This is a genomic window from Pseudomonas sp. 18175, assembly GCF_050432925.1.
Classification (GTDB): Bacteria; Pseudomonadota; Gammaproteobacteria; order Pseudomonadales; family Pseudomonadaceae; genus Aquipseudomonas.
Genome location: NZ_JBKFTO010000022.1, coordinates 36,531 through 61,801 on the forward strand (window position 1 = coordinate 36,531; position 25,271 = coordinate 61,801).

Below are 25,271 nucleotides of genomic sequence, written 5' to 3' on the forward strand. Positions count from 1 at the left end.
GCGACGCTCATGCATGATGCTCAATGCCTTCGGGTCGCCCGGGACCTGCTCAAGCAGGCTCAATCACATGCCGCCATGGCTGATCTGGTCAGGTCGGCAGTTGCTCGAAGTGAGCAGTGGCGCGGTAAGCAATGCATCAATCTCGTGGCAGCCGAGTCGCCGACCAGCCCGTCTGTGCGTGCGCTGCTCTCCAGTGAAGTGGGCACGCGCGCATCGGGCGGTCATATTGGTCGTGCCAACCGTTTTTTTTCGGGGATGAAGAACATTGATGAGTTGGAGTCGTTGTGTGTAGAGCTGTTAAAACTCACGTTACGTACCCAGTATGCCGATCATCGTTTGATGGGCGGTATGGCCGCAGTACTCGCGGCTTACACAGCACTCGCTAAGCCGCAAGACAATGTCATGACGGTGCCCGTGATCAGAGGCGGTGATACGAGCAACAGAACGAATGGTCCCCCCGGCGTTCGTGGACTCAGGGTTTGGGATATTCCCTTCGAACATAAAACCGCACAGATCGACCTCACTCGGTTCAGCGAGGTAGCCCAGGCGCTGAAGCCCGTAGTGACCGGGTTAGGTATGACACTCACACTTTTCCCCCTGCCGGTGGCCGATATCAAAAGCATTGTTTCATCTTGGGGTGGAAAAGTTTATTTCGATGCGGCCCATCAATTGGGGTTGATCAGTGCCGGCCTGTTCCAAGACCCTTTGGCCGAAGGAGCGGACGTTCTGACCGGCTCCTCGGGTAAAACCTTCAGTGGGCCTCAGGGCGGAGTAATCACATGGAACGATGCAACCTTGGTCGCACCGATCTCTGACGCGATTTTTCCCACCTTGACAGGCAGTCATCAGATCAATCGTGTGGCGGCGCTCGCCGTGGCGGCTACCGAGATGTTGGAGTACGGGCATACCTACATGAAACAGGTAGTCAGTAACGCACAGACGCTGGGCAAGCATTTGGATAACGCAGGTGTGAGCGTCTTTTATCGCGACGAGGGATACACGCAGACGCATCAGGTCGTGTTCGATTCAAAGCCCTTCACCAGCGGTCGCGATGCCGTAGAGCGCCTTGAGGCTGCCAACATCATTGCTAACGAGATGCCATTGCCTTGGGATATAGACCCCTCTCGACAAACGGGTATAAGGCTGGGGACAGTCGAGGTCACTCGTCTGGGGATGAAAGAGCGAGAGATGGCGTGGATAGCTGAACAAATCGCCAAGGTGCTCATGCACAACGAGGACCCGATGGCAGTGGCCAATGGGGTGATCGACTTCATGAAGCGCTATAGAACTGTTTTTTACTGCCATGAAAACGGACTCCCACGCTAACTCATTCGATTGAGCAGGAAGGGTTGTATGGTTGATCTTGAGTTTTCGCTTTATCTTTCGTTATTGATGTTCACGCTGGCAGCCATTGCATTTCTGGCAAGCCCAGGCCCGGCGACACTCGCTCTGGCCGCTAGCGGAGCTGCCTATGGCATGAAGCGCTCGCTCTATTTCTTCGCTGGCATCCTCTCGGGCTTGGTGATTGCTATAGCAGTGGTCGCCTCTGGCCTGTATGTACTCTTGCATCGTTTTCCCGCACTGGCGTACGCGTTGACGGCTGTTTCTGTTGTTTATGTTTTTTGGCTTGCCTACCGGATAGGCACCGCGCCCCCAATCAAGGATGAGCAGACGATTGCTGCGCCTGGCTGGGGTGCCGGGTTTATTCTTGGGATTTCAAACATCAAGGCCTATGCAGCCTTCGGCGCATTGTTTGGCAGCTTCACCTTGGGAATGACGTCCGAATGGGAGCAAGTTACGAAGGCACTGATCATTTTGTGGGTATGTGTAGTTTTTGACTTCCTGTGGTTGTGGGTAGGCAGCAAGATGCGCGGGTTATTCATTCACCCCACCTGGAGCCGACAACTTAACGTAAGCTTTGCGGTTTTGATGATAGTGACGGTCGCCTGGTCATTCGCGTTCGCGTAGTGCGCAGTTGGTTTCTGTCGAGGACATGATCATGTTGACCACCGTTTCAGCCCTGATGTTGTTATTGCTTGCCCCAGGCCCCACCAACACCCTGCTGTTCCGTGCCGGGGTGTTGTTTGGCTTCAGGGCTTCGTGGCGGCTGGCATGTATCGAATGCCTGGCCTACCTGCTGCAGGTCTCGGTGTGGGGCGTGGCGTTGTTGTATCTGGCGGCGTACTCGCCGTGGGCGTTGAAGGTCACGCAATTGGCGGCAGCGTGTTACCTGCTGTACGTCTCGTACAAGCTGTGGCAGCGCAAGAACAGCACCATCGACCCGGGGGGCGACCGGTTCTCGGGGGCGTATTTTTTCTGGATGACCGTGATGAACCCCAAGGGGCTATTGATTGTGTCGTTCATTGCGCCGATCAACGCTTTCACCACGCTGGAGGGCTACGCAGCCTTTATGACGACGCTGGCGCTGGTGGTGATACCGGTGGGCGCGGCCTGGATCGTGCTGGGCAGTCGCTTTGAAGGTATGCAGAAGGCGTGGCTTTCGCCACTGAAGATCAACCGGGCGACGTCAATTGCCATCGGCTGTTTTGCGACCTTGATGGTGGGGCGGTTGGCTGAGTCGGTGCTGCACTAGGATCGCTCGCTCGTGCACCTGTTGTTGAAATAGACGACAGCTTACGGGAACGCTTTCAGGGTGCCTTCCACTCAGGGATTACCTGGTCACAGGTTCTCATTGGCGCTGTCGGTAGCTGTCGGCATCGTTAATGGGATTCACCTTACTTGATAGCAGGGATTCCCCATGTGTCTTATTTCGTTAATAAACAAAATGGTCAATTTGGCGCCACAGCCTCAAAAGCCAGACTGCCCAACTGACTCAGAGCAGCCGTCCAAACCTCCTTGCCAAGCCCAAGTTCAAAAACCACCTTGCCCGGAAAAACCCTGTTCAAACGACGACCGCAAACAAACCAAGCGCATTGAGTACAGCATGATCTCAATGCGTACTATCACGCTGGATTAGTCCGCATGATAGTTAGCCTTTTGTGAGGGGGAGAACGCTTGCGCGGTCCAGAAGGTGCGTGCGAGTGCCCCCCATTGCAGGGAGCACTCCTTTCAAGGCTTACAGTGCGCCAAACACCTTCTTCGCCAAGCTGGTGGCCGCAGCCGCTGGGTTCTTGCGAATGGTTTCTTCCTGCTGCGCGATCATTTTGAACAGGCCGTCCAGCGCCTGTTCGGTCACGTAGTTTTCGACGTTGGCGCTCTTGGCGTCCACCGCGCCAAAGGCCGCAGCTTTGCCGGCCAGGGCGTTGTATTGCTGGGCTACGCCGACCTTGTCGGTGGCGGCTTTCACAATTGGCAGGAACTTGGCGCGGATTTCTTCGCGGCTGCTTTTGTTCAGGTATTGGGTGGCCGAGTCCTGGCCGCCGCTGAGAATGCCCTTGGCGTCGGTCACGCTCATGTTTTTCACAGCGTTGACCAGGATCGGCTGGGCCTGGGTCACGGCGGTTTCGGCCGCTTTGTTCATGCTGGTTTCCAACTGGGTGACCTGGTCGCCCATGCCGAACATTTTCAGCTTGTCCGCCACTTTGCCCAGTTTGCCGGGCAGGCCGATCTTCACTTCAGGGTTGTTGCTGAAACCACCTGGAACACCCAGCTGTTTCACGGCGATCTGCGCGCCTTGGGTCAGGGCGTCCTTGAGGCCGCCGCTGGCGTCGCCCTGGGACAGGCTGCTCAAGTCCAGGGCCATGGCGTTGGCGCCCAGCATCAGGCCGGCAAACAGGGCAGTAAAGCGAAGGGAGTTACGGAGCATGGGCGCTTCCTTATCAATCAAAATCAGTGGGCCACAGCATCAACGCGCACGCGCAACGGTTGTGGATCCTGGCCATTGAGCTGCACAGAGTGCCGTTCGGTGGTAATAAACAGTAGCTCGCCATCCACTTCGATGCGAGCACTCACCGAATAACTATGGCCGGGTTTGACCTGCGCCGGGTCGTAGCTCAGGTGAAACGGTAGCGGCACCTGGCCTTTGACCGGGCCTTTTTGTTCGGCGAGGGTCACCGCCGGTGCGTCGGCCAGGGAAACGTCTTGCAGGCTGACGCTCAAGATGGCGGTCGGCGGCAAGGCGATGCGTTGGCGGTAGAACACTTCGCCATCAAGGCTGGCCTGGGGCGCGGGCGTCATGGATTGGCAGGCTCCGAGCAGGGCGGTCAGGCCCAGTAGGACGATTTTTTTCATGGTGCAGCTCCTTGTAAACGGCGCCGGAAACCGCCCGGCGCCTTATTCAATCTAGCGGCTTTCTTGAGATTCAACCGGCTCATCATCGACCCGATGCAGCGCGACCTGGCGAATCGATAACCGAATCTCCGCCGGCAACACGCGTTTGGCGGCGCCTTCGGCCAGTTCGCCGAGCAGGTCGTGGTAGCTCAATTTGCCGGCTTCATCGCGGCGCAGCACATCTTGCTCCAGTAACGTCTGGATGAAATGTCGGAAAAGACTCTTATCGAAGAACTCCGGCGCGTTGAGCCCATGCAGGATCGACAGGCGCTGGGCCATGATGGTGCACAGGTCTTCCAACTCTTCGGCGCTGATGCTGTTCTGGCCGCTGTTGAGTAGCAGCGAGATGGCCATGTAGAAGCGCTGCAGGGTCTGGGCGATGCTCTTGGACAGCAGGGTCAGCAGCACAAAGTGCCGCGAACTCGGCGCCGGGCGCAGGTACACGTTGTTCTCGAAGCGTAGCAGGCCCTGTTCGACGAAGGCCTCCAGCCACTGGTCGACCACCGTGTCCAACTCATCCTGATTCCAGCGGATAAACAGCTCCGATTGCAGGTACGGGTACAAGGCGTGGGTGTAGCGCAGGATCTGCTCGCGGCTCATGCGCGAGCTGCTCTGGAAGAAGCTCGCCAGCAACGCAGGCAAGGCGAAGATGTGCAGCACGTTATTGCGGTAGTAGGTCATCAGGACGGCGTTCTGCTCGTCCAGGTAGAGGATCTTGCCCAGGGCGTCACTTTGTTCTGACAACAGGTCCATGTCCAACACGTGCTTGATCAGCGCCAGGCCATCGCCTTCGGGCAGGGTGGTGTGGGGCGAGTAGGGCACGCGGCGCAGCAGGGCCAGGTACAGGTCCAACTGGCGCGCCATGGCTTGTTCGTCCAGGGCCAGGCGGGTGGTGGACAGCAGCGCCAGGGCCACCAGGTTGACCGGGTTTACGGCAGCCGCTTCGTTCAGGTGGCGGGCCACCTGTTCACCGAGGCGGTTGGTGGTTTCGTTGAGCCAGGCCGGTTTGTAGTTCGGGCCCAGTTCCTGGCTGCGCCAGTCCGGTTGCTCGGCGTCGAGGAATTCGGCCAACTTGATCGGCTCGCCAAAGTTGACTGCGACCTGGCCAAAGCGCTGCTTGAGCGCACCGACCACTTTGAAAATATCGAAGATCGATTCTTTCTTCTTGGTCGCGCCACGCAGCTCGCCCAGGTAGGTGCGGCCTTCGAGCACGCGTTCGTAGCCGATGTACACCGGCACAAACACGATGGGCATGCGCGAGGAGCGCAAAAAGCTGCGCAGGGTAATCGCCAGCATGCCGGTCTTGGGTTGCAGCATGCGCCCGGTGCGCGAGCGTCCGCCTTCGACGAAGTACTCCACCGGGAAGCCCTTGGTGAACAAGGTGTGCAGGTATTCGTTGAACACTGAGGTGTACAGCGGGTTGCCCTTGAAGGTGCGGCGCATGAAAAACGCACCGCCACGACGCAGCAGGCTGCCGATCACCGGCATGTTCAGGTTGATGCCGGCAGCGATGTGCGGTGGGGTCAGGCCGTTCTTGAACAGCAGGTAGGACAACAACAGGTAGTCGATATGGCTGCGGTGGCAAGGCACGTAGATCACCTCGTAGCCCTGGGCAACCTTTTGCACGCCTTCGATGTTATTGACCTTGATGCCGTCGTAGATCTTGTTCCAGAACCAGCTCAGCACCACTTCGAGAAAGCGGATCGCAGTGTAGGTGTAGTCCGAGGCGATCTCGTTGCCGTAGCGCAGGGCCTGGGCCTTGGCTTTTTCCGGGCTGATTTTTTCCCGTTCGGCTTCATCGGCAATGGCCTGGCGCACCAGCGGCATATTCACCAGGCCTTTCACCAAATTGCGGCGGTGGGACAGGTCGGGGCCGATCACGGCGGTTTTCAGGTTGCGAAAGTGCACCCGCAGGATGCGCTGAGCCATGCGAACCGTGCGTTCGTGACCTTTATTGTGCTCGATCAATTCACGCAGGTTGATAGGCGCAGAGAATTGCACACGGGTCTTGCGGCCCAGGATCAGGATGCTCAGTAAACGACGCAGGCGACCGGTGACGGCCCAGCTGTCGGCAAACAGCAGCTTCCACGGGCTCGACTCGCTTTCGGGTGACTGCCCCCAGAACACGCTGACCGGAATGATTTGTGCATTCTCTTCGGCGTGTTCGCTCAGGGTGTTGACCAGGCGTGTCAGGGTTGGCGGTGCGCCGCGCTTGTCCTGGCGACCGAGCCAGTCCGGTTCCGGTGTGAGGTAGAAGAACGCCGCGGGTTCCATCAATGGGCCTACCGACACTGGCAGCACCGGGCGCGGCAGGCCGGCCTTGGTGCACTCGGCGTCGACCACGGCCAATTCGGTGAGGGAGGGCGATTGCAGGACGTAGAACACCGGCCGGCTGCGGTCCAGGTTGAGGGTAAGGGACGACTGGTTGATCGTCTCCGAGCGAACCCAGAGGTACAACAGTCGGCGCAAGGTGCCAAACACCAGACGGCGGAACGGAGAGCGGGTCATAGGCGTGCTGCTTCAAGTGGTTAAAACCGAGCAGGTGCTCGGGCGGGTAGTGTGCCGTATTCGCCGAAAATCGGCAAAAAAGCAGGGAAGTAAACTTGAGTTGATCGTTTTTGAGCCTGTCATATACTCGGCAGTTCAATGCGTCACTCAACAATAAAAATGCATGTGGGAGTAAGACAGATGGCAACGCGCGAAACCGGTAATGTGAAGTGGTTCAACGATGCAAAGGGCTATGGGTTTATCCAGCGCGATGATGGCAAGGATGTGTTTGTGCACTACCGCGCCATTCGTGGAGACGGTCACCGCTCGTTGGCCGAAGGCCAGCAGGTGGAATACGCCGTGGTGACCGGCGAGAAGGGGTTGCAGGCGGAGGATGTGGTGGGGTTGTAAGGCCGACCCAATGCTGTTCTGGTAACCCAATCAAATGTGGGAGCTGGCTTGCCTGCGATAGCATCACTGTGGTCTTGCTGATAGACCGAGGTGTTTGCATCGCAGGCAAGCCAGCTCCCACATTGACTGTATTTGCAGCTTTAAATCAGGCCGTTTTCCAGGTGATTTCTTCTTCACCATCCGCGCTGATGCGCATCCAGCGATCAGCACTCTCTTCACCTTCTTCCTCAACCCACGTCCCCGGCGCGCAACGCACTTCCACGTTCAACGCAGCAAATGCCGCGCGGGCGCAGGCGATGTCGTCGTCCCACGGGGTCTGGTCGCTTTCCAGGTACAGGCTGTTCCACTTGCCTACGGCTTTCGGCAGCCAAGTCACCGGCACGTTGCCGGCCTTGCACTTGTAGGTCTGGCCCTTCTGGACCCAGTCGGTGCACGGGCCCAGGGCAGCGCCCAGCCAGGCGGCGACGGCCCGGTGGTCGACGTCGGCGTCCTTCAGGTAAATCTCGATATCAGGTTGGCGCATGGATGTTCCTCGTTGCGGGATTTTAAAAATCCATTCGCGGAAAAGTCGGTTATTGAAGCACGAAATAGTCGTAGCGCATCGACACGGTGACCAGCAGCGGGTCAGCCGCCTCGATCACCTGGCTGCGGCGCTCGGCGCTGGCGCGCCAGCCGTGGGGCGTCATGGCCAACAGATTGGCGCGATCCTCAGGCTTTTCCAGGCTCAGCGTGAATTCCAGGGTTTCACTGTGGGCCAGGCTCATGCCCTCCGGTACCAGGGCCAGGTGCTTGTCGTCGGTGTACTCACGCACTTCGTCGTACAGGCGCTCGCGCAACTCCATCAGATGGCCACTGGTGGGGCCGACCTTCATCAAGCCGCCACCGTGGCTGAGCAGGCGTTTGGCTTCTTCCCAGTCCAGCGGGCTGAACACACTGGCCAGGAATTGGCAGCTGGCATCGGCCAACGGTACGCGGGCCATGCTGGCGATCAACCAAGTCACTGCAGGGTTGCGCTTGCAGGCGCGCTTGACCGCTTCCTTGGAGATATCCAGCGCATAGCCATCGGCGTGGGGCAGGGCGTCGGCGATTTGCGCGGTGTAGTAACCCTCGCCACAACCGATATCCACCCAGCGCTGGGGCGCGCGTTCAGCGGCCAACTCGGCCAGGCGCTTGGCCACAGGGGCGTAGTGGCCGGCGTTGAGAAAGTCACGGCGGGCTTCGACCATAGCGAGGTTATCGCCCGGGTCGCGGCTGTTCTTGTGCTGCACCGGCAACAGGTTCAGGTAACCCTGGCGCGCACGGTCAAAACGGTGCCCGGCCGGGCACGCCACGCCATTGTCCACCGCGTTGAGCGGCGCGCTGCAAATGGGGCAAGCGAGCATCAGGCGAGCAACTTGATCAGGGTTTGGTAGTAGATTTCGGTCAGCACGTCGAGGTCGCTGGCGAGGATGCGCTCGTTGACCTGATGGATCGTCGCGTTGACCGGGCCCAGCTCGACCACTTGGGTACCCAAGGTGGCGATGAAACGCCCATCGGAAGTGCCGCCGCTGGTGGACGCCTGGGTTTCCCGCCCGGTGATTGCCTTGATGCTGGCGGAGACCGCATCCAGCAACGCGCCCGGTTCGGTGAGGAACGGCAGGCCCGACAGCGCCCACTCTACGTGCCAGTCCAGGCCGTGTTTGTCGAGGATCGCCGCAACGCGCTGTTGCAGGCCTTCGACGGTGGACTCGGTGGAGAAACGGAAGTTGAACACCGCCGTCAGGTCACCCGGAATCACGTTGGTGGCACCGGTGCCGGAATTGAGGTTGGAAATCTGGAAGCTGGTCGGCGGGAAGAACGCGTTGCCGTCGTCCCAGTGCTCGGCAGCCAACTCGGCCAGGGCCGGGGCAGCCAGGTGGATCGGGTTCTTCGCCAAGTGCGGGTAGGCCACGTGGCCCTGTACACCGCGTACGGTCAAGGTGGCGCCGAGGGAGCCACGACGACCGTTCTTGACCACATCGCCCACCAGCGTAGTGCTCGACGGTTCGCCGACGATGCACCAGTCCAGGCGTTCCTTGCGGGCGGCCAGGCGTTCGATCACGGCTTTGGTGCCATGGTGCGCCGGGCCTTCTTCATCGCTGGTGATCAGGAATGCCACCGAACCCTTGTGATCCGGGTAGTCGGCGACAAAACGCTCGGAGGCCACCAGCATCGCGGCCAGGCTGCCTTTCATGTCGGCGGCGCCACGCCCGCAGAGCATGCCGTTTTCATCGATCAACGCGTCGAATGGGTCGTTCTGCCAGGCCTGCACCGGGCCGGTCGGTACCACGTCGGTGTGGCCGGCAAAGCACAGCACCGGGCCTTCGTGCTTGCCGTGGGTGGCCCAGAAGTTGTCCACGTCTTCGATACGCATCGGCTCCAGCGCAAAACCGGCGTCGCCCAGGCGCTGCATCATCAGCTTCTGGCAATCGGCGTCGATCGGCGTCACGGAGGGGCGACGGATCAGGTCGATGGCAAGTTGAAGGGTCGGCGAAAGGTCGGCATGGGCCGTCATGGGAAACTCCGGAAGCGTATTAGGGGCGCAGGACACAAGGTGGCGCAGATCTAATGTGGGAGCGGGCTTGCTCGCGAATGCGGTGTGTCAGTCAATTCATGTGTGGCTGACACACCGCATTCGCGAGCAAGCCCGCTCCCACACAGACCTGCTTCACATGAAGCATTGGCGCAGGCCAAGTCGTGCAAAACGGCCGTTATCTTATAGCAAAACGGCGACCAGAGGCCGCCGTTTAGTGCATTGCGCAAGTTTTTACGCAGCGGGTGCGGGCTCCGCAGCTACCGAAGGTTTGGGCAGCGACGACAGGAACGCCATGATCAACGCCGCCACATACGGCAGCGACTGGACCAGCAGCATCACCACCCAGAAGCGGATGTCATTGCTCGGCAGGCCCTGCACCAGGTAGATACCCAGCGCGGCGCCCCACAACAGCAGCATGATGAACATTTCTTCGCGGGCTTCGGAAATGGCTACCCAGAAGCCGTGGTTATCCGCGTTTTTCGGTGTGCGAAAGAACGGAATACTGCTGGTGAAGAAGCCATACAGCACCGCCTTGGCGATGGTGTGGGACAACGCCAAACCGGCCAGGGCCGCGCAGAACGCATCCTTGAGGTTCACGCCCACGGCGCGACGGTACAGGAACACGATCTTGCCCACTTTGAACACAAACAGTGCCAACGGCGGGATCGCGAAAATCAGCAGCGGCGGGTCGACTCGCGTCGGCACGATGATCATCGCCGCCGACCACAACAGGGCGCCCACGGTGAAGAAGATGTTCATGCCGTCTGCCACCCACGGCAACCAGCCCGCGAGGAAGTGGTAGCGCTGGCCGCGGGTCAGTTCGGTGTCCTTGCCGCGCAACAGGCTGGCGGTGTGACGCTTGATGATCTGGATCGCGCCATAGGCCCAGCGGAAACGCTGTTTCTTGAAGTCGATAAAGGTATCGGGCATCAGGCCTTTGCCGTAGCTGTCGTGGTAATACGCCGCCGACAGGCCTTTCTCGAATACCCGTAGGCCCAGTTCGGCGTCTTCGCAGATGCACCAGTCGGCCCAGCCCAGTTCTTCGAGCACCGAGCGACGGGTCATGGTCATGGTGCCGTGCTGGATGATCGCGTCACGGTCGTTGCGGGTGACCATGCCGATATGGAAGAAGCCTTTGTATTCCGCGTAGCAAAGCTTCTTGAAGGTGCTTTCGTTCTGGTCGCGGTAGTCCTGCGGCGACTGCACCACGGCGATTTTCGGGTCGGCGAAGTGCGGCACCATGTGCTTGAGCCAGTTAGGCGACACGCAGTAGTCCGAGTCGATCACCGCGATCACTTCGGCATCCTTGGCGGTATGCGGGATCAGGTAGTTCAGTGCACCACCCTTGAAACCGGCCAGGGGCGCGACATGGAAGAACTTGAAGCGCGGGCCGAGGGTTTCGCAGTAGTCGCGCACCGGTTCCCACACAGCTGGGTCCTTGGTGTTGTTATCGATGATCAGGACTTCGTAGTCCGGGTAATCCAGCGCGGCCAGGGCGTCGAGGGTTTGTTTGACCATCTCCGGCGGCTCGTTGTAGCACGGCACATGGATCGACACTTTCGGGCGGTAGTCCGATTCCCCTTCCACCGGCAGGAATTCACGCCGGCGCTTGTGGGTCCATACCGCTTCCGCGAGTTCATGGGCTTCGGTCAACAGCACGATAAACACGCCCAGGGCGCCGAGGGCCAAGAGGATGCCCACGGTGACGCTGAACCACGTGCTGTATTGCTGGCTGTAGTCGTAGCCGATCCACACCAACACCGACCCGCATAGGAACGCGATAAAGGTCAGGAAGGTGCGGCCACGCTGGCGCAGGGCCGAGCCGTCGATCATCAGCAGGGTCAGGGACAGCAGCGCCAGCACCACCGAGCCAATGGCCAGTACGCGCCATTGTGGAATGGCTACCACCGGCCCTTCAAAGTTGAATTTTTGCTGACGCGCGGCGTTGTACACGCCCCAGTAAGCACCGGCCGAGCCTTCGTCGCTGACTTTCCATGGCTGGTCGAACGCTTCGATCACGAAGTAGTTGTAACCTTGGCGGTTCAGCTTGTTTACCAGGGTACGTAGGTAAATCGCCTGGTCGGCGGGGGATGTTTCATTGCCACCACGCATGCGGCCGTTGCTCGGCCAGCCAACCTCCGACAGCAGCAGCGGCTTTTTCGGAAACAGTTTTTTCAGGTCCTTGGCACGGTCGAGTACGTACTGACCGGCTTTGTCCATTGGAATGTATTCCCAGAACGGCAGGATGTGCGCGGCGATCAGGTCGACGTGCTTGGCCAATTGTGGGTTCTTTTCCCAGATGTGCCATTGCTCGGACGTGGTCACCGGCACTTTTACGGCAGCGCGCACGCGGTCGAGCAGCACGATCAGTGCTTCGGGGGTGATTTCTTCACGGAACAGTGCTTCGTTGCCGACCACCACCCGCACAACGCTGCGAGAGCTGTTGGCCAGTTCGATGGCGCGCTGGATTTCCCGCTCGTTGCGCTCAAGGTCCGGGCTGATCCAGATCCCCAGGGTCACGCGCAGGCCAAACTCTTCGGCCAGTTTGGGGATGTCCCCCAAGGTGCCGTCAACCGAGTAGGTACGGATATTGTCCGTCAGCTTGCTCATGATCTCGAGGTCGCGACGCATCTGGTCGTCGGTCGGGTACTGGTCTTTCTGCGGGAACTGGCCTTGCTGGAACGGCGAGTAAGAGAACCCGGAGATCTGCTCAGGCCAGTTGGGGGCGGTGACCGGGCGGTTGATCAGCGCCCAGAAGCCGGTGAACAGCGCGGCGATTGCCAGCACGATCACCAGGTTGAGTCCAAATTTACGCGATGCCATGGTTATTTCGGGTTCCAAAGGGTGTGGAACGAAAAGAGGTGCCGGCCTGCGCCGAACGGCGCGCATCCTACACCGGCGCTTCCCTTAAGCGTATAGCAGACAGAGAAAAGCCGGACGTTAGTCAGCGAAAGGCCATCTAAGTTCTTAACGTGTAACTTGTAGCTTAAAACTTGCGGCTGCGTAGCCCATAATGCGCGCCGGTTTTTGGGGTAATGGTCATGAGTACAGAAGATCCACGGTTTGCAGGCGTCGCCCGCTTGTATGGCATTGAAGGTCTGGAACGCTTGAAAGCGGCCCATGTGGCGATCGTCGGCGTCGGCGGCGTGGGCTCCTGGGCGGCGGAAGCCATGGCCCGGTGCGGGGTGGGCGAGATTTCGCTGTTTGACCTGGACGACGTGTGCGTGAGCAACAGCAACCGCCAGTTGCATGCGCTGGATAGCACCGTGGGCAAGCCCAAGGTCGACGTGATGGCCGAGCGCCTGCGTGGCATCAATCCCGATTGCACGGTGCATGCGGTGGCGGATTTCGTGACGCGCGACACCATGGCTGAATACATCACGCCCGATATCGATTGTGTGATCGACTGCATCGACGCGGTGAACGCCAAGGCCGCGCTGATCGCGTGGTGCAAGCGCCGCAAGATCCAGATCATCACCACCGGCGGCGCGGGCGGGCAGATCGACCCGACGTTGATCCAGGTGTGCGACTTGAACCGCACGTTCAACGATCCTCTGGCCTCGAAAGTGCGCTCAACCTTGCGCCGCGACTACGGCTTCAGCCGCACCGTGACCCGCCATTACAGCGTGCCGTGCGTGTTTTCCACCGAGCAACTGCGTTATCCCAAGCCCGATGGCAGCATTTGTTTGCAGAAGAGTTTTGTTGGCGATGGGGTGAAGCTGGACTGCGCCGGTGGGTTTGGCGCGGTGATGATGGTGACCGCCACCTTTGGCATGGTGGCCGCGACCAAGGCGGTGGACAAGATTGTGGCCGGGGTGCGCAGGCCTTCTGAGCGGGTCAAGCCTGCCTAGGTTGCAGATCCATGCACAATTCAAAAATGTGGGAGCGGGCTTGCTCGCGAATGCGGTGGTTCAGGCGATGATGTATCGACTGACACTCTGCATTCGCGAGCAAGCCCGCTCCCACATTTAGTTTGGTGTAAGGCTCAACGCTCGCATGCGCTGCAACACTGCATTCAGGCCATTGCTTCGGGACGGTGACAGTTGCCGGGAAAGCCCCAGTTGATTGAACCAGTCGGGCAGGTCCACGGCCTGCAGCTCGGCAGCCGACAAACCATTGACTCGCACCAGCAATAACGCCACTAATCCACGAATCAAGCGTGCATCACTGGCAGCAGAAAACTGCCAGTGGCCATCCTGTAAACGACCCACCAACCACACCAGGCTTTCACAGCCCTGTACCAGATTGGCGTCGACTTTATCTTCAGCGGCCAGCGCCGGCATGCGTTCGCCCCATTGCATCAGCATGCGGGCGCGCTGCTCCCAGCTACCGACAGCCTGGAAGGCTTCAAGCGCACTTACTGCCTCAACGGGCAGGCTCATCGCAACATATCCAGCGCCTGGTCCAACGCCTCAAAAAAGCGCTCCAGGTCATCGGAATCGTTATACAGCGCCAGCGACACGCGGATAGCCCCGGACAAATGCATCGCCTTGAGCAACGGCATCGCACAATGATGGCCGGCGCGAACGGCAATGCCTTGCTCGGTCAGCAGGTGCGCCAGGTCGGCGTTGTGCACGCCCTCAACCACAAAGCTGACCAGTGCGACCTGAGGCGAGCCCAACACGCGCACGCCATTGCGCGCCTTAAGCCCACGCAACAGGTAGTCATGCAGAGCCGCCTCATGGGCAACCACCGCCTGCTGATCCAACGAACTCAGGTAATCCAGGCTGGCGCCCAGGCCAATCACGCTGGCAATCGGCGGCGTGCCGGCTTCGAAACCCAGTGGCGCAGGGCGAAAGCTGGCGCTGTGGTAGTCGGCCTGTTGCACCATCTCGCCGCCAAACTGCCAGTGGCGCAGGTGATGCAAGGCTTCATTGCGACCGAACAGCACGCCGACGCCATCCGGACCGTAGAGCTTGTGGCTGGAAAACACATAGAAGTCGCAGCCCAGCGCTTGCACATCGTGACGGCCATGGACGATGCCCTGGGCGCCGTCGATCACCGTCAGGGCGCCGTGTGGCCGCGCCAGGGCGAGCAGAGCGTCCAGCGGTTGCCAGGCGCCAAGTACGTTGGACAACTGGCTCACCGCCAGCAGGCGCGTGCGTGGGCCGATCAACTTGGCGGCGGCGGCGAGGTCAATCACGCCGTCATCGCCCAGGGGCAGCACCACCAATTCCAGGGCGCGCCGCTTGGCCAGTTGCTGCCAGGGCAGCAGGTTGGCGTGGTGTTCCAGGGCGCTGATGACAATTTCATCGCCCGCATTAAAGAGGTGCTCAAGGCCATAGGCCAAGAGGTTCAGCGCAGAGGTTGCGCCGTGTGTGAACACAATTTGCCCGCTGTCACCTGCATTCAACCACTGCGCGACCTTGCTGCGGCTGTCTTCGAATGCCTGGGTCGCATGGGCGCCTGGCAAATGCTGGGCACGGTGCACATTGGCTGCGCCATTGGCGTAGTAATGGCTGATGGCGTCCAACAGGGCCTGGGGTTTTTGTGTGGTAGCGGCGTTGTCCAGATAGGTCTGGTCTTGCCGTTGCAGGGTGGCGATGGCCGGGAAATCGGCGCGCCAGGGGGAGGGCACAAGCATGGTGTTCAAGACTCGTATAAGCGAGCCCCAGGATCGGGGCCCGCTAGTGGCATCGAGTGGCTACTTAGTTGTGAGCGTGCAGCGCTTCGTTCAGTTCGATGGCCGATTTGTGGGTTTTGCACTCCACGGCACCGGTCTCGGAGTTACGGCGGAACAGCAGGTCTGGCTGGCCGGCCAAGTCACGTGCCTTGACCACTTTGACCAGTTGGTTCTGCTCGTCCAGCAGTGCAACCTTGGTGCCGGCGGTGACGTAAAGGCCCGACTCCACGGTGTTGCGGTCGCCCAATGGGATACCGATACCGGCGTTGGCGCCGATCAGGCAGCCTTCGCCGACCTTGATCACAATGTTGCCGCCGCCCGACAGGGTGCCCATGGTGGAGCAACCGCCGCCCAGGTCCGAACCCTTGCCGACGAACACGCCTGCCGATACACGGCCTTCGATCATGCCCGGGCCTTCGGTGCCGGCGTTGAAGTTGACGAAACCTTCATGCATCACAGTGGTGCCTTCGCCCACGTAGGCGCCCAGGCGGATACGTGCAGCATCAGCGATACGCACGCCGGCCGGTACCACGTAGTCGGTCATTTTCGGGAACTTGTCCACCGAGAACACTTCCAGCAGCTCGCCACGCAGGCGTGCTTCCAGCTGGCGCTCAGCCAGTTCGCTGATGTCGATGGCGCCTTGGCTGGTCCAGGCAACGTTCGGCAGCTGCGGGAACACACCGGCCAGGCTCAGGCCGTGTGGCTTGACCAGGCGATGGGACAGCAAGTGCAGCTTGAGGTAGGCCTCAGGGGTGGAGGTCAGTGCAGCGTCTTCGGCCAGCAGGGTGGCGACCAGCGGCGTGTGGCTTTCAGCCAGGCGGCTCAGCAGCGCGGCTTGGGCGGCGTCGACATTTTTGAGCGCGTCAGCCAGTTGCAGGGCCTGGGTGACGGTGAAGGTGATCGCCTGGTTACCTTCGGTGTAACCGAGGATCGGCGCGATGGCTGCGACGATTTCAGCCGATGGGTTGAGCAACGGTTGTGCGTAAAACACTTCCAGCCAAGCACCTTGGCGGTTCTGAGTGCCGACGCCGAAGCCCAGGCTGAACAGGGAATTGGACATGCTGTTACCTCTACAAAAATGGAAAGGGCTGGCCTACTTGAGGGCCGCCGAATAAACATCTGGCTTGAAGCCAATCAGGGTTCTGTCACCGAGATCGAGCACTGGGCGCTTGATCATCGAGGGTTGTGCGAGCATCAATTCAATGGCTTTCGACTGATCGAGATCGGCTTTGCGTTCGTCTTCGAGTTTGCGAAAGGTGGTGCCCGCACGGTTCAAAACCACCTGCCAACCGTGCTCGTTGCACCATTGGGTCAAGTGTTCGCGGTCGATACCGGCCGTTTTGTAGTCGTGGAACGCATAGCTCACAGCGTGCTCATCGAGCCAGGTGCGCGCCTTTTTCATGGTGTCGCAGGCTTTGATGCCAAAAAGGTGCAAGGTTTTGCTTGAAACGGTCAAGGAATTGCCCCCTTTAAGATGCTGAAAACGAAAGGACCGGGATTATGCCACGACCAGGGGCCTGTGGTGCCTCCCGTCATACCGGCGTGCGACTTATGTGCAAATGCCAGGCGGTAACATAGCCGGCTAATATGGCACTTCAAAGGCCTGTCGTTGCCTGATGTGTGTCGTAGCAAGTCGATTGTCCGGGAAACCCGCGTTATGCAAACTGCCTACACCGTTCTTATCCTGCTGATGCTGGTCAGCGTTTCGCGTCTGGTCGGGCGTGTCATACCGCTGCCGCTGCCCTTGGTACAGATTGCTGCCGGTGCCTTGTTGGCCTGGCCCACGCTGGGGCTGCATGTGGCGCTGGACCCGGAGCTGTTTCTGTTTCTGTTCCTGCCACCGCTGTTGTTTTCCGATGGTTGGCGCATGCCCAAGCGGGAGTTGTGGCGGCTGCGCGGGCCGATCCTGACGCTGGCGGTGGGGTTGGTGTTGTTTACTGTGGTGGGCGCCGGTTATTTCATTCACTGGATTTTGCCTACGATCCCGCTGCCGGTAGCTTTCGCCCTGGCCGCCGTTTTATCGCCGACGGACGCCGTGGCGGTGTCGGCCATTTCCCAGAACCGTTTGCCTACGCCATTGATGCATATGCTTCAAGGCGAGGCGTTGATGAACGACGCGTCGGGCCTGGTGACCTTCAAGTTCGCCTTGGCGGCGGCGTTGACCGGGGTGTTTTCCCTGGCGGATGCCAGCCTGACCTTTGTGCTGGTAGCGGTGGGCGGCCTGGCTGTTGGCGTGGCGCTGAGTTGGCTGGTCGGCCGCTTGCGTGCGTGGATGATCGCCCGAGGTTGGGATGATCCTGCGACCCACGTGGTGTTCATGTTGCTGTTGCCGTTTGCCGCGTATGTGCTGGCTGAGCGCTTGGGTGCATCGGGCATCCTGTCAGCCGTGGCGGCGGGGATGATGCAAAGCTGGCTCGACCTGCTGCCGCGCCAGACCAGCACACGGCTGCTTAATCGCAGCGTTTGGTCTTTGCTGGAGTTTGCGTTCAATGGCCTGATCTTTCTGCTGTTGGGCCTGCAATTGCCGGACATCATCAAGGCGGTGGTCAGTCATGAGCCGACACTGTGGCCCGCGTTGTTTTATCGCTGCCTGGATGTGATCGCGATTTTCCTGGTGCTGATTGTGCTGCGCTTTGTCTGGGTGCAGAGCATCTGGCGGCTGTCGGGCTTGCTGCGTAGGCTGCGAGGGAAAAGTGAATTGACGCTGGTGCCCACCGCCCGGTCTTGCTGGTTGCTGACCGTCGGTGGCGTGCGCGGCGCGGTGACCCTGGCCGGTGTGATGTCGGTGCCATTGCTGTTGGCGCCAGGCCAGGATTTTCCCGAGCGCGACCTGCTGATATTCATCGCGGCCGGTGTGATCCTGCTGTCGCTGGTTGCCGCATGCATCGCCTTGCCGCTGCTGTTGCGGGGTATTGAAAAGAGCCCGGATGAGAAGCGTCACAACGAAGTGCGTGAAGCATGGAAGAAAACCGCCGTGGCCGCGATCCATGCGCTGGAAGCCGAGGAGCCGCCAGGCAGCGAAAACCAGGATGCCGCCCAGGCCGCGCTCGCCACTGAGTTGAAGGCGCGCCTGATGTCGGAATATCGCCATCAATTGGACGTGTTCAACGACTCGGCCGAAGCCCAGGTATTGGCGCAGCAGATGGATCTGCTTGAGCGCAAATTGCGCCTCAAGGCACTACGGGCGCAACGCCTGGAGTTGTATAGCTTGAGCCGTCACCACCAGATTGGTGATGACGTTTTAAGGGAGGTGTTGGCCGAGTTGGATATGAGTGAGGCGAATCTAGGGATAGCGAAGGCATGATCGACGTAGGGCCCGAATTTTTAGACATTTCCCCCTTCCCTGGGACGAGGCCTGCCGTTGTCGAGCGGTGTAACAGGTCAGTGTTGAGATCAGGCAGTGTTTTTCGGAAGGGTAATGTTGGTGAATCCTAACGCTTGTGCAAAAAGTTGCTTAACCGCGCGGGCGGTATCCTTTTTGTTGGCCCCCCAGTGAAGGCTCATGGTGGGACTTGAGGGGTCGATGTTTCTGGCATCGGAGCCAATCGCTGACCATGACTTGCCAAGGGTACTTAGCGAAATCCGGATATCGCCATCTGCCCGGTCGGTGAACTGGGTTTGAGTGCTTAAGTAAGGTTGTAATTTTTTTATGTTGTGAGTTACAAATTTTTTCTGCTCGTCAGTCATGTCGAGTAATGAAATCGTGACAGTTGAAAGAGCGGGCCAGAGCTTATTCAGGACGGCAGTGGCGTTTAGTTTTTCGATAGTATCGTTGATAGATGGACCTGGCCGTGGAGGGTATAGCGTACGCAGGAGTGCTATGTCGCCTTCTGAAAGCTCATTGTTTTTCGGTATGGCGGGAGCGCCATTTAGTTCTTTTGAAGTGAACTCGTAATGCATGATTGATTTTGGATCGTACTGTGTAAATGTGGGTCCCTTTTTTTGCCGCTTTATAATGTTGGTTATGTTGTCTTTTATGTCTTTTTCTGGGTTATTAGAACCTTCGAAACGAGGTTTTAGCTCTGCCTCATTAAAACTTATCTTGCGGTCCGGGTGTTGATGCTCATGTAAAACACCAATGGCGTGCAAACCCTCATGTATCACGGTGGCAATTACGTTTTCCGGCGGACGGTTGAAGTTGAAGAACATGGTGGGTTCCAGCGGTTTCGCATGTTTTGCGTCCGTACCCACGCGTGAAGATCCATTGGAGCCTTTTCCACTGCTGGGGCTTATACGGATATCCGCATCGGGGCCTGGAACGTATTTGAAATTCAGGTTGATGTGCGGAGTGATCTTGCCCAAACCTTGTTTTACAAGTTTCTGTTGGTCTTTGGTCATCCCGTTAAGCGCAATAGTGACGGTTGAGTGCTGCGGCCATTTTCGGCCAGTCGCACCGATACCACGTTTAGTTCTAATGCCCGGTGCGGAGTCGATTGTGTGTGCTTGGTTATCGTTGGAATAGTTTGAAGTTGTGGGTGTGGCGCTTTGGTGGATATAAGGGCGACCTATTGTGTTCATATGATATTGGGCCTGTGTAAGTGCTTTGGCGAGCGCTACGCGTTGGCTGGCAACCTCTGAGATGGCCAACTGGCGAAGATAACGTGATGAATGAGTCTTCAGTCTGGAAGATACTGATTCGTACGTTATGTGGTCCGTGCGGCTTACAGGTTCCGGTGATAGGTATTATTTTTTATGGCGGGAGTGGCTGGGTCATTCTCGAGGGTTGATGGCGGCAACAGCGGTGCTGTTCTTCCCTCGGGGGCTGCCCGCACTGCGTTGCGCAGTGCGGGTTTGATGCAGTTACTTGTTGCGCTGAATGAAATCGCGAATCCGCTCCGCTGCTTCCACACACTCCGCCAGCGGCGCAACCAGTGCCAGGCGCACACGCCCGGTGCCCGGGTTGAAGCCGTCCACTTCACGGGACAGGTACGAACCCGGCACCACGGTCACATGTTCCTCCACGAACAGGTCGCGGCAGAACGCGGCGTCGTCGCCCTTCACATTCGGCCACAGGTAGAAACCACCGTCCGGGCTCTGCACGTCCAGCACCGGCTTGAGGATTGCCAGCACGGCGTCGAATTTCTCGCGGTACAGGTCACGGTTGGCCAGTACGTGGGCTTCGTCCTGCCAGGCGGCGATGCTCGCCAGTTGAGTTTGTACCGGCATCGCGCAGCCGTGGTAGGTGCGGTACAGCAGGAAGGCCTTGAGGATATCGGCATCGCCCGCGACGAAACCGGAGCGCAGGCCCGGCAGGTTGGAGCGCTTGGACAGGCTGTGGAACACCACGCAACGCTTGAAGTCTTGGCGGCCCAGTTCGACGCAGGCACTCAGCAGGCCTGGCGGCGGGGTTTGCTCGTCGAAGTACAGTTCGCTGTAGCACTCGTCGGCGGCGATCACGAAGTCGTATTCGTCGGCCAGGGCGATGAGCTTTTTCAGGGTTTCGACCGGGATCAATGCGCCGGTCGGGTTGCCGGGGGAGCACAGGAACAGGATCTGGCAGCGCTTCCAGATATCCGGCGTTACGGCATCGAAGTCCGGGTTGAAGCCATTGCTGTCCAGGCATGGCAGGTAGTGCGGCTTGGCTCCGGCCAGGAACGCGGCGCCTTCGTAGATTTGGTAGAACGGGTTCGGGCTTATTACCAGCGCGTCGTCGCCGCGATTGACCACGGTTTGGGTGAAGGCGAACAGCGCTTCACGGGTGCCGTTGACCGGCAGAATATTGCGCGCCGGGTCGAGCCAGCCCTTGGGCACGCTGAAACGGCGTTCGCACCAGGCGCCGATGGCCTCGCGCAAAGCCGGGATGCCCAAGGTGGTGGGGTAAACCGCCATCTGATCGAGGTTATTGCTCAGCGCCTCGGCCACGAAGGTTGGGGATTTGTGCTTGGGTTCGCCGATGGACAGGGCGATCGGGCGTTTGTCCGGGTTTGGCGTGACGCTGCCCAGCAGGGCGCGCAGTTTCTCGAACGGGTAGGGCTGGAGTTGGTTCAGGGCGTTGTTCATGTAAGCCTCAATCACGGGGTACGCGGACCTTGTGGGAGCTGGCTTGCCTGCGATGGCATCACCGCAGGTCACCTGTTGCACCGCGGCGCCCGCATCGCAGGCAAGCCAGCTCCCACAGGGATCGTGTTCACAAAGTTAACAATTCAAATAGTCAGGCGCGTGAGTTCAACGCCCGGTTCCTGGGTCACACTCAACTGCTCGACAATGGCCTCCTGCAAGCGCAGGCACAGTTCCGGATCGGACAGCGGCTGGTTGTCGGCATCGGTGATGAAGAACACGTCTTCTACGCGCTCGCCCAGGGTTGCGATCTTGGCGTTTTGCAGCGACAGGTCGAACTCCAGGAAAATCCCGCCAATACGTGCCAGCAGGCCTGGGCGATCCGGCGCGCTGAGCTCCAGTACCGTCACCGGGCGCTGGGCGTCGTTGGAGATGGTCACCTGGGGCGCAAACGCAAAATGCTTGAGCTGGCGTGGTACCCGGCGCTGGATGATGGTCGGGTAGTCGTCAGGGTTGCGCAGGGCCTCGGTCAGGCCTTCGCGGATCTTTTTCACCCGCGCAGGGTTATCGCCAATCGACTCGCCTTCGGTATCGAGCACGATGTAGGTGTCGAGGGTGAACTGGCTGCTGGAGGTAATCACCCGTGCGTCATGGATGTTCAGGTTGAGCTGGTCCATGGCCGCCACGGTCACGGCGAAGAAGTCGTGCTGGTCGGGCGCGTAGATGAAGATCTGCGTGCCGCCTTCGAACTCGCGCTGGGTGGTTTCCTTGATCAGCACCAGCGGGCCGCCATCGGCCGGTTGCTGCAGGATCGCGTCGCTGTGCCAGGCGACATCGCCGGCGGTGTGGCGCAGGAAGTAATCATCGCCCAGTTGCGACCACAGTTGCTCGACGTCATCCGGATCGTTGCCGCCGCGTACCAGAATATCCAGGGCCGCGCTTTGGGTGCGGCGGATTTGCTCTTCGCGGTCCACCGGGTTTTCCAAGCCACGGCGCAGCGCGCGCTTGGTCTCGGTGTAGAGCTGGCGCAACAGGCTGGCACGCCAGGAATTCCACAGCGTCGGGTTGGTGGCGTTGATGTCGGAGACGGTCAATACGTACAGGTAGTCGAGGCGGGTCTCGTCGCCGACGATGCCCGCGAAGTCATGGATAACTTGCGGGTCGGACAAGTCCTTGCGCTGGGCGGTGGTGGACATCACCAGGTGGTTCTGCACCAGCCAGACGATCAGGCGGCTGTCCCACACGGGCAACTGGTGGCGCTGGCAGAAGGCTTCGGCGTCAACCGCGCCGACTTCCGAGTGGTCGCCATGCCGGCCCTTGCCGATATCGTGGTACAGCCCAGCCAGGTAGATCAGTTCAGGCTTGGGTAGCTTGGCCATGAGCTTGCTGGCCAGCGGGAATTTCTCTGACACCTGGGTGTACTGCAACTTACGCAGGTGCTTGATCAGGTTCAGGGTGTGGGCGTCCACGGTATAGATGTGGAACAGGTCGTGCTGCATCTGCCCGACGATAAAGCCGAACTCCGGCAGGTAGCGTCCGAGGATGCCGTAACGGTTCATCCGTCGCAGGTTGCGGTGGATGCCGATCTTGCATTTGAACAGCTCGATAAACAGGCTGGTGTTGCGGATGTCATTGCGGAACTCGTCGTCAATCAAGTGACGGTTTTCCCGCAACAGGCGGATGGTGTCGGCGCGTACGCCTTTGATTTCTGGCTGTTGCGCCATCAGCACGAAGATCTCCAGCATGGCGAACGGCGTGCGGCGGAACACGTTGTCGTTGCGTGCTTCGATATAGCCATCGTGCAACTGGAAGCGGGCGTTGATCGGCTGCGGTGGCGCTTCGTCGTCCGGCGCCAGGATCACTTCTTCGAAGTGTTGGATGATCAGGTCGCTGAGCTGGGCAATGCTCATGACCACCCGGTAGTACTGCTGCATGAAACTTTCAATGCTGGTCTTCGCGTCTTCGCCTTCAAACCCCAACAGGGTGGCGATGGAGCGCTGGTGATCGAACAGCAGGCGGTCTTCGGAGCGCCCGGCAAGCATGTGCAGGGCGTAACGCACTTTCCATAGGAATTCCTGGGACGAGGCCAGTAGCGCGTTTTCGCTTTCCACCAAAAAACCTTCACCGGCCAGAGCGCGCAGGTTCAAGGTGCCGTACTGGCGACGTGCAACCCACAGGATTGTTTGGATATCCCGCAAGCCCCCCGGTGAGCCTTTGACGTTGGGTTCCAGGTTGTATTCGGTGTCGTTGTACTTGTGGTGGCGGGCCTTCTGTTCGGCGCGCTTGGCCAGGAAGAACTCCTTGCTCGGCCACATGTGTGCAGTACTGGTGACTTCGAGCATGCGTTGGCGCAGGCGCTCGGGGCCAGCGATGGTGCGGCTTTCCATCAGGTTGGTGATGATGGTGAGGTCGGCGCGGGCTTCTTCGGCGCATTCGTCCACAGAACGCACGCTTTGGCCGACTTCCAGGCCGATGTCCCACAGCAGTGTGAGAAACCGCTCGATGGAATCGCGAAAGATCTCATGATCGGCGTTGTCCAGCAGGATCAGCAGGTCGATGTCGGAGTAGGGGTGCAACTCGCCACGCCCATAGCCGCCGACCGCCACCAGGGCGATATCGGCGTCTTCGCTCCAACTGAACTGTTCCCAGGCCTTTTGCAGGATGTTATCGACAAACCAGGCGCGGTCCTCGATCAGTCGGCGGATGTCGCGGCCACTGCGAAAGCGCTCGTCGAGCACCTCGCGGGCCTGGCGGATCGCCTTCTTGAAAGCGGCGATGGGGCTCGCCTTCAGGGCCAGCTCGGCCTGGAACTGGCCACGGTCGAAGAGTTCGGGATCCACCTGGGGCATCGATCGGTTTTCCTTTCTATCTATTCAGTCGGTCACTACACAGCGTGGGAAAACCTGAAACAACCTTTAGGCCGAAACGCGTGGAATCGTGTCGTCGGCGCGCAGGGTGAAGATCTCGTAGCCAGTCTCGGTCACCAGCAAGGTGTGTTCCCACTGCGCCGAGAGCTTGCGGTCCTTGGTGATGGCGGTCCAACCGTCGCCCAGTACCTTGGTGTCGGCTTTGCCTTGGTTGATCATGGGTTCGATGGTGAAGGTCATGCCGGCTTTCAGCTCCATGCCGGTGCCAGCACGGCCGTAGTGCAAGATCTGAGGTTCTTCGTGGAACACGGTGCCGATGCCGTGGCCGCAGAACTCGCGGACGACGGAGAAACCGTTCTTTTCCGCGTGCTTCTGGATCACTTCACCGATGTCACCCAGGCGGCAGCCGGGTTTTACGATCTCGATGGCCTTGTACATGCATTCCTGGGTCACCTGGGACAGGCGCTCGGCCCAGACCGGTACGGTGCCGACGTGGAACATGCGGCTGGTGTCGCCGAAGTAACGGTCCTTGATCACGGTGACGTCGATGTTCAGGGTGTCACCGTCCTTCAACGGCTTGTCGCCGGGAATGCCGTGGCAGACCACGTGGTTGACCGAGGTGCAGATCGACTTGGGGAAGCCCTTGTAGTTCAGTGGCGCAGGGATGGCGCCTTGCACATTGACTATATAGTCGTGGCAGATCTGGTTCAGGGTCTCGGTGGTGACGCCGGGCTTGACGTGCTCGGCGATCATTTCCAGTACGTCGGCAGCCAGTTTGCCGGCGATGCGCATGCCAGCGATGTCTTCGGCGGTTTTCAAACTAACGGTCATACAGGCTCTCTCTAGCGCGACGCGCTGAAATCAATACGGTTTACGGGCGCGCGACAAAAGGTTACAGAATTCGCACAAGCCACAAAAAACGCGATTCTATCAGACGATGGCGTCAAATCATGAGCCTCTGATGATCGCTTCTCTCTATAGGGTAGGGGCAAGTGGGCTCTATTCAAGGGGTTACACGAAAGTGGCCAGCGGCAAATGTGATTGCGGGTTTCGTTTTCATCGATGCTGTGGTATAAAATGCGCCGCTTTCCGGGGATACCCC

At 59.5% G+C, this 25,271-nt stretch carries 21 protein-coding genes; 6 read left to right on the forward strand and 15 right to left on the reverse strand.

From position 1 onward, the window contains the following. The first annotated feature begins 9 nt into the window (after positions 1-9). From ACLD1Y_RS24555 to ACLD1Y_RS24565, 3 genes are read left to right on the forward strand one after another with little or no spacing between them, the layout of a single operon-like run. On the forward strand, positions 10-1,326 hold the full coding sequence (locus ACLD1Y_RS24555; protein WP_429480369.1) for a serine hydroxymethyltransferase: 1,317 nt from the start codon (positions 10-12) through the stop codon (positions 1,324-1,326). A 27-nt stretch (positions 1,327-1,353) separates the two neighbouring features. Then, entirely contained in the window at positions 1,354-1,968 is a 615-nt protein-coding gene (locus tag ACLD1Y_RS24560) for a LysE family translocator (RefSeq protein ID WP_429480370.1), read from the forward strand. Positions 1,969-1,999: 31 nt separating this feature from the next. Continuing rightward, on the forward strand, positions 2,000-2,593 hold the full coding sequence (locus tag ACLD1Y_RS24565; protein WP_429480371.1) for a LysE family translocator: 594 nt from the start codon (positions 2,000-2,002) through the stop codon (positions 2,591-2,593). A 483-nt stretch (positions 2,594-3,076) separates the two neighbouring features. On the opposite strand, the gene ACLD1Y_RS24570 is transcribed toward ACLD1Y_RS24565, so the two are convergent. From ACLD1Y_RS24570 to plsB, 3 genes are read right to left on the reverse strand one after another with little or no spacing between them, the layout of a single operon-like run. Beyond that, positions 3,077-3,766: a DUF4197 domain-containing protein gene (locus ACLD1Y_RS24570; protein ID WP_135291281.1), complete on the reverse strand. Its 690-nt coding sequence runs from the start codon at positions 3,764-3,766 to the stop codon at positions 3,077-3,079. A 23-nt stretch (positions 3,767-3,789) separates the two neighbouring features. Further along, entirely contained in the window at positions 3,790-4,191 is a 402-nt protein-coding gene (locus tag ACLD1Y_RS24575; RefSeq protein ID WP_429480372.1) for a YbaY family lipoprotein, read from the reverse strand. A gap of 51 nt (positions 4,192-4,242) precedes the next feature. Further along, positions 4,243-6,738 carry a glycerol-3-phosphate 1-O-acyltransferase PlsB gene (gene plsB / locus ACLD1Y_RS24580; protein ID WP_429480373.1) on the reverse strand — a complete coding sequence of 832 codons (2,496 nt, stop codon included), beginning with the start codon at positions 6,736-6,738 and terminating at the stop codon, positions 4,243-4,245. 180 nt (positions 6,739-6,918) lie between these two features. Between plsB and ACLD1Y_RS24585 the strand changes: the two genes are divergently transcribed. After that, entirely contained in the window at positions 6,919-7,128 is a 210-nt protein-coding gene (locus tag ACLD1Y_RS24585) for a cold-shock protein (RefSeq protein WP_017738302.1), read from the forward strand. A 145-nt stretch (positions 7,129-7,273) separates the two neighbouring features. On the opposite strand, the gene ACLD1Y_RS24590 is transcribed toward ACLD1Y_RS24585, so the two are convergent. The 4 genes from ACLD1Y_RS24590 to ACLD1Y_RS24605 form a co-directional block, all read right to left on the reverse strand. Then, on the reverse strand, positions 7,274-7,651 hold the full coding sequence (locus ACLD1Y_RS24590) for a hypothetical protein (protein WP_429480374.1): 378 nt from the start codon (positions 7,649-7,651) through the stop codon (positions 7,274-7,276). Positions 7,652-7,700: 49 nt separating this feature from the next. After that, positions 7,701-8,510 carry a putative RNA methyltransferase gene (locus ACLD1Y_RS24595; RefSeq protein WP_429480375.1) on the reverse strand — a complete coding sequence of 270 codons (810 nt, stop codon included), beginning with the start codon at positions 8,508-8,510 and terminating at the stop codon, positions 7,701-7,703. Then, positions 8,510-9,661, reverse strand: a complete 1,152-nt coding sequence (gene dapE, locus ACLD1Y_RS24600) for a succinyl-diaminopimelate desuccinylase (RefSeq protein ID WP_429480376.1) — start codon at positions 9,659-9,661, stop codon at positions 8,510-8,512. Before dapE ends, ACLD1Y_RS24595 begins: the two co-directional genes overlap by 1 nt. A 252-nt stretch (positions 9,662-9,913) precedes the next feature. After that, positions 9,914-12,505 carry a glycosyltransferase gene (locus tag ACLD1Y_RS24605; protein WP_429480377.1) on the reverse strand — a complete coding sequence of 864 codons (2,592 nt, stop codon included), beginning with the start codon at positions 12,503-12,505 and terminating at the stop codon, positions 9,914-9,916. Positions 12,506-12,723: 218 nt separating this feature from the next. Here ACLD1Y_RS24605 and tcdA point away from each other — a divergent pair, with 218 nt between their 5' ends. Beyond that, positions 12,724-13,533: a tRNA cyclic N6-threonylcarbamoyladenosine(37) synthase TcdA gene (tcdA, locus tag ACLD1Y_RS24610; RefSeq protein ID WP_411380879.1), complete on the forward strand. Its 810-nt coding sequence runs from the start codon at positions 12,724-12,726 to the stop codon at positions 13,531-13,533. Between the two features lie 117 nt (positions 13,534-13,650). Here tcdA and ACLD1Y_RS24615 read toward each other — a convergent pair whose 3' ends face one another. The 4 genes from ACLD1Y_RS24615 to ACLD1Y_RS24630 all read right to left on the reverse strand — a co-directional run bounded on the left by ACLD1Y_RS24615 (position 13,651) and on the right by ACLD1Y_RS24630 (position 16,707). Then, positions 13,651-14,064, reverse strand: coding sequence for a SufE family protein (locus tag ACLD1Y_RS24615; RefSeq protein WP_429480378.1), 414 nt, complete (start codon positions 14,062-14,064; stop codon positions 13,651-13,653). Further along, a complete protein-coding gene (locus ACLD1Y_RS24620; RefSeq protein WP_429480379.1) occupies positions 14,061-15,266 on the reverse strand; it encodes an aminotransferase class V-fold PLP-dependent enzyme in 1,206 nt (401 codons plus the stop codon). Before ACLD1Y_RS24620 ends, ACLD1Y_RS24615 begins: the two co-directional genes overlap by 4 nt. 64 nt (positions 15,267-15,330) lie before the next feature. Then, positions 15,331-16,365 (reverse strand): 2,3,4,5-tetrahydropyridine-2,6-dicarboxylate N-succinyltransferase, encoded by a 1,035-nt coding sequence (gene dapD, locus ACLD1Y_RS24625; RefSeq protein WP_429480380.1) that lies wholly within the window; start codon positions 16,363-16,365, stop codon positions 15,331-15,333. A 33-nt stretch (positions 16,366-16,398) separates the two neighbouring features. Beyond that, positions 16,399-16,707, reverse strand: a complete 309-nt coding sequence (locus tag ACLD1Y_RS24630) for an arsenate reductase (RefSeq protein WP_429480418.1) — start codon at positions 16,705-16,707, stop codon at positions 16,399-16,401. A gap of 255 nt (positions 16,708-16,962) precedes the next feature. On the opposite strand from ACLD1Y_RS24630, the gene ACLD1Y_RS24635 reads away from it, so the two are divergent. Next, entirely contained in the window at positions 16,963-18,609 is a 1,647-nt protein-coding gene (locus ACLD1Y_RS24635) for a Na+/H+ antiporter (RefSeq protein WP_429480381.1), read from the forward strand. Positions 18,610-18,698: 89 nt separating this feature from the next. On the opposite strand, the gene ACLD1Y_RS24640 is transcribed toward ACLD1Y_RS24635, so the two are convergent. The 4 genes from ACLD1Y_RS24640 to map form a co-directional block, all read right to left on the reverse strand. Next, positions 18,699-19,823 carry a M12 family metallopeptidase gene (locus ACLD1Y_RS24640; protein WP_429480382.1) on the reverse strand — a complete coding sequence of 375 codons (1,125 nt, stop codon included), beginning with the start codon at positions 19,821-19,823 and terminating at the stop codon, positions 18,699-18,701. Positions 19,824-20,105: 282 nt separating this feature from the next. Continuing rightward, complete coding sequence (gene dapC / locus ACLD1Y_RS24645; protein WP_429480383.1) at positions 20,106-21,305, reverse strand: succinyldiaminopimelate transaminase; 1,200 nt, start codon at positions 21,303-21,305, stop codon at positions 20,106-20,108. A gap of 143 nt (positions 21,306-21,448) precedes the next feature. Beyond that, positions 21,449-24,151: a [protein-PII] uridylyltransferase gene (locus tag ACLD1Y_RS24650; protein ID WP_429480384.1), complete on the reverse strand. Its 2,703-nt coding sequence runs from the start codon at positions 24,149-24,151 to the stop codon at positions 21,449-21,451. 66 nt (positions 24,152-24,217) lie between these two features. Continuing rightward, the gene (gene map / locus ACLD1Y_RS24655; RefSeq protein WP_012722594.1) at positions 24,218-25,000 is read right to left on the reverse strand and encodes a type I methionyl aminopeptidase; all 783 of its coding nucleotides are present in this window, start codon (positions 24,998-25,000) and stop codon (positions 24,218-24,220) included. Between the last annotated feature and the right edge of the window lie 271 nt (positions 25,001-25,271).

Coding starts and splice junctions, on each gene's coding strand:
- ACLD1Y_RS24595 (WP_429480375.1), bottom strand. CDS start 8,510: ATGCTCGCTTGCCCCATTTGCAGCGCGCCGCTCAACGCGGTGGACAAT.
- ACLD1Y_RS24590 (WP_429480374.1), bottom strand. CDS start 7,651: ATGCGCCAACCTGATATCGAGATTTACCTGAAGGACGCCGACGTCGAC.
- dapE (WP_429480376.1), bottom strand. CDS start 9,661: ATGACGGCCCATGCCGACCTTTCGCCGACCCTTCAACTTGCCATCGAC.
- dapC (WP_429480383.1), bottom strand. CDS start 21,305: ATGAACAACGCCCTGAACCAACTCCAGCCCTACCCGTTCGAGAAACTG.
- ACLD1Y_RS24555 (WP_429480369.1), top strand. CDS start 10: ATGCATGATGCTCAATGCCTTCGGGTCGCCCGGGACCTGCTCAAGCAG.
- ACLD1Y_RS24605 (WP_429480377.1), bottom strand. CDS start 12,505: ATGGCATCGCGTAAATTTGGACTCAACCTGGTGATCGTGCTGGCAATC.
- ACLD1Y_RS24565 (WP_429480371.1), top strand. CDS start 2,000: ATGTTGACCACCGTTTCAGCCCTGATGTTGTTATTGCTTGCCCCAGGC.
- ACLD1Y_RS24585 (WP_017738302.1), top strand. CDS start 6,919: ATGGCAACGCGCGAAACCGGTAATGTGAAGTGGTTCAACGATGCAAAG.
- plsB (WP_429480373.1), bottom strand. CDS start 6,738: ATGACCCGCTCTCCGTTCCGCCGTCTGGTGTTTGGCACCTTGCGCCGA.
- dapD (WP_429480380.1), bottom strand. CDS start 16,365: ATGTCCAATTCCCTGTTCAGCCTGGGCTTCGGCGTCGGCACTCAGAAC.
- ACLD1Y_RS24570 (WP_135291281.1), bottom strand. CDS start 3,766: ATGCTCCGTAACTCCCTTCGCTTTACTGCCCTGTTTGCCGGCCTGATG.
- ACLD1Y_RS24630 (WP_429480418.1), bottom strand. CDS start 16,707: ATGAAAAAGGCGCGCACCTGGCTCGATGAGCACGCTGTGAGCTATGCG.
- tcdA (WP_411380879.1), top strand. CDS start 12,724: ATGAGTACAGAAGATCCACGGTTTGCAGGCGTCGCCCGCTTGTATGGC.
- ACLD1Y_RS24560 (WP_429480370.1), top strand. CDS start 1,354: ATGGTTGATCTTGAGTTTTCGCTTTATCTTTCGTTATTGATGTTCACG.
- map (WP_012722594.1), bottom strand. CDS start 25,000: ATGACCGTTAGTTTGAAAACCGCCGAAGACATCGCTGGCATGCGCATC.
- ACLD1Y_RS24640 (WP_429480382.1), bottom strand. CDS start 19,823: ATGAACACAATAGGTCGCCCTTATATCCACCAAAGCGCCACACCCACA.
- ACLD1Y_RS24575 (WP_429480372.1), bottom strand. CDS start 4,191: ATGAAAAAAATCGTCCTACTGGGCCTGACCGCCCTGCTCGGAGCCTGC.
- ACLD1Y_RS24615 (WP_429480378.1), bottom strand. CDS start 14,064: ATGAGCCTGCCCGTTGAGGCAGTAAGTGCGCTTGAAGCCTTCCAGGCT.
- ACLD1Y_RS24650 (WP_429480384.1), bottom strand. CDS start 24,151: ATGCCCCAGGTGGATCCCGAACTCTTCGACCGTGGCCAGTTCCAGGCC.
- ACLD1Y_RS24635 (WP_429480381.1), top strand. CDS start 16,963: ATGCAAACTGCCTACACCGTTCTTATCCTGCTGATGCTGGTCAGCGTT.
- ACLD1Y_RS24620 (WP_429480379.1), bottom strand. CDS start 15,266: ATGCTTGTGCCCTCCCCCTGGCGCGCCGATTTCCCGGCCATCGCCACC.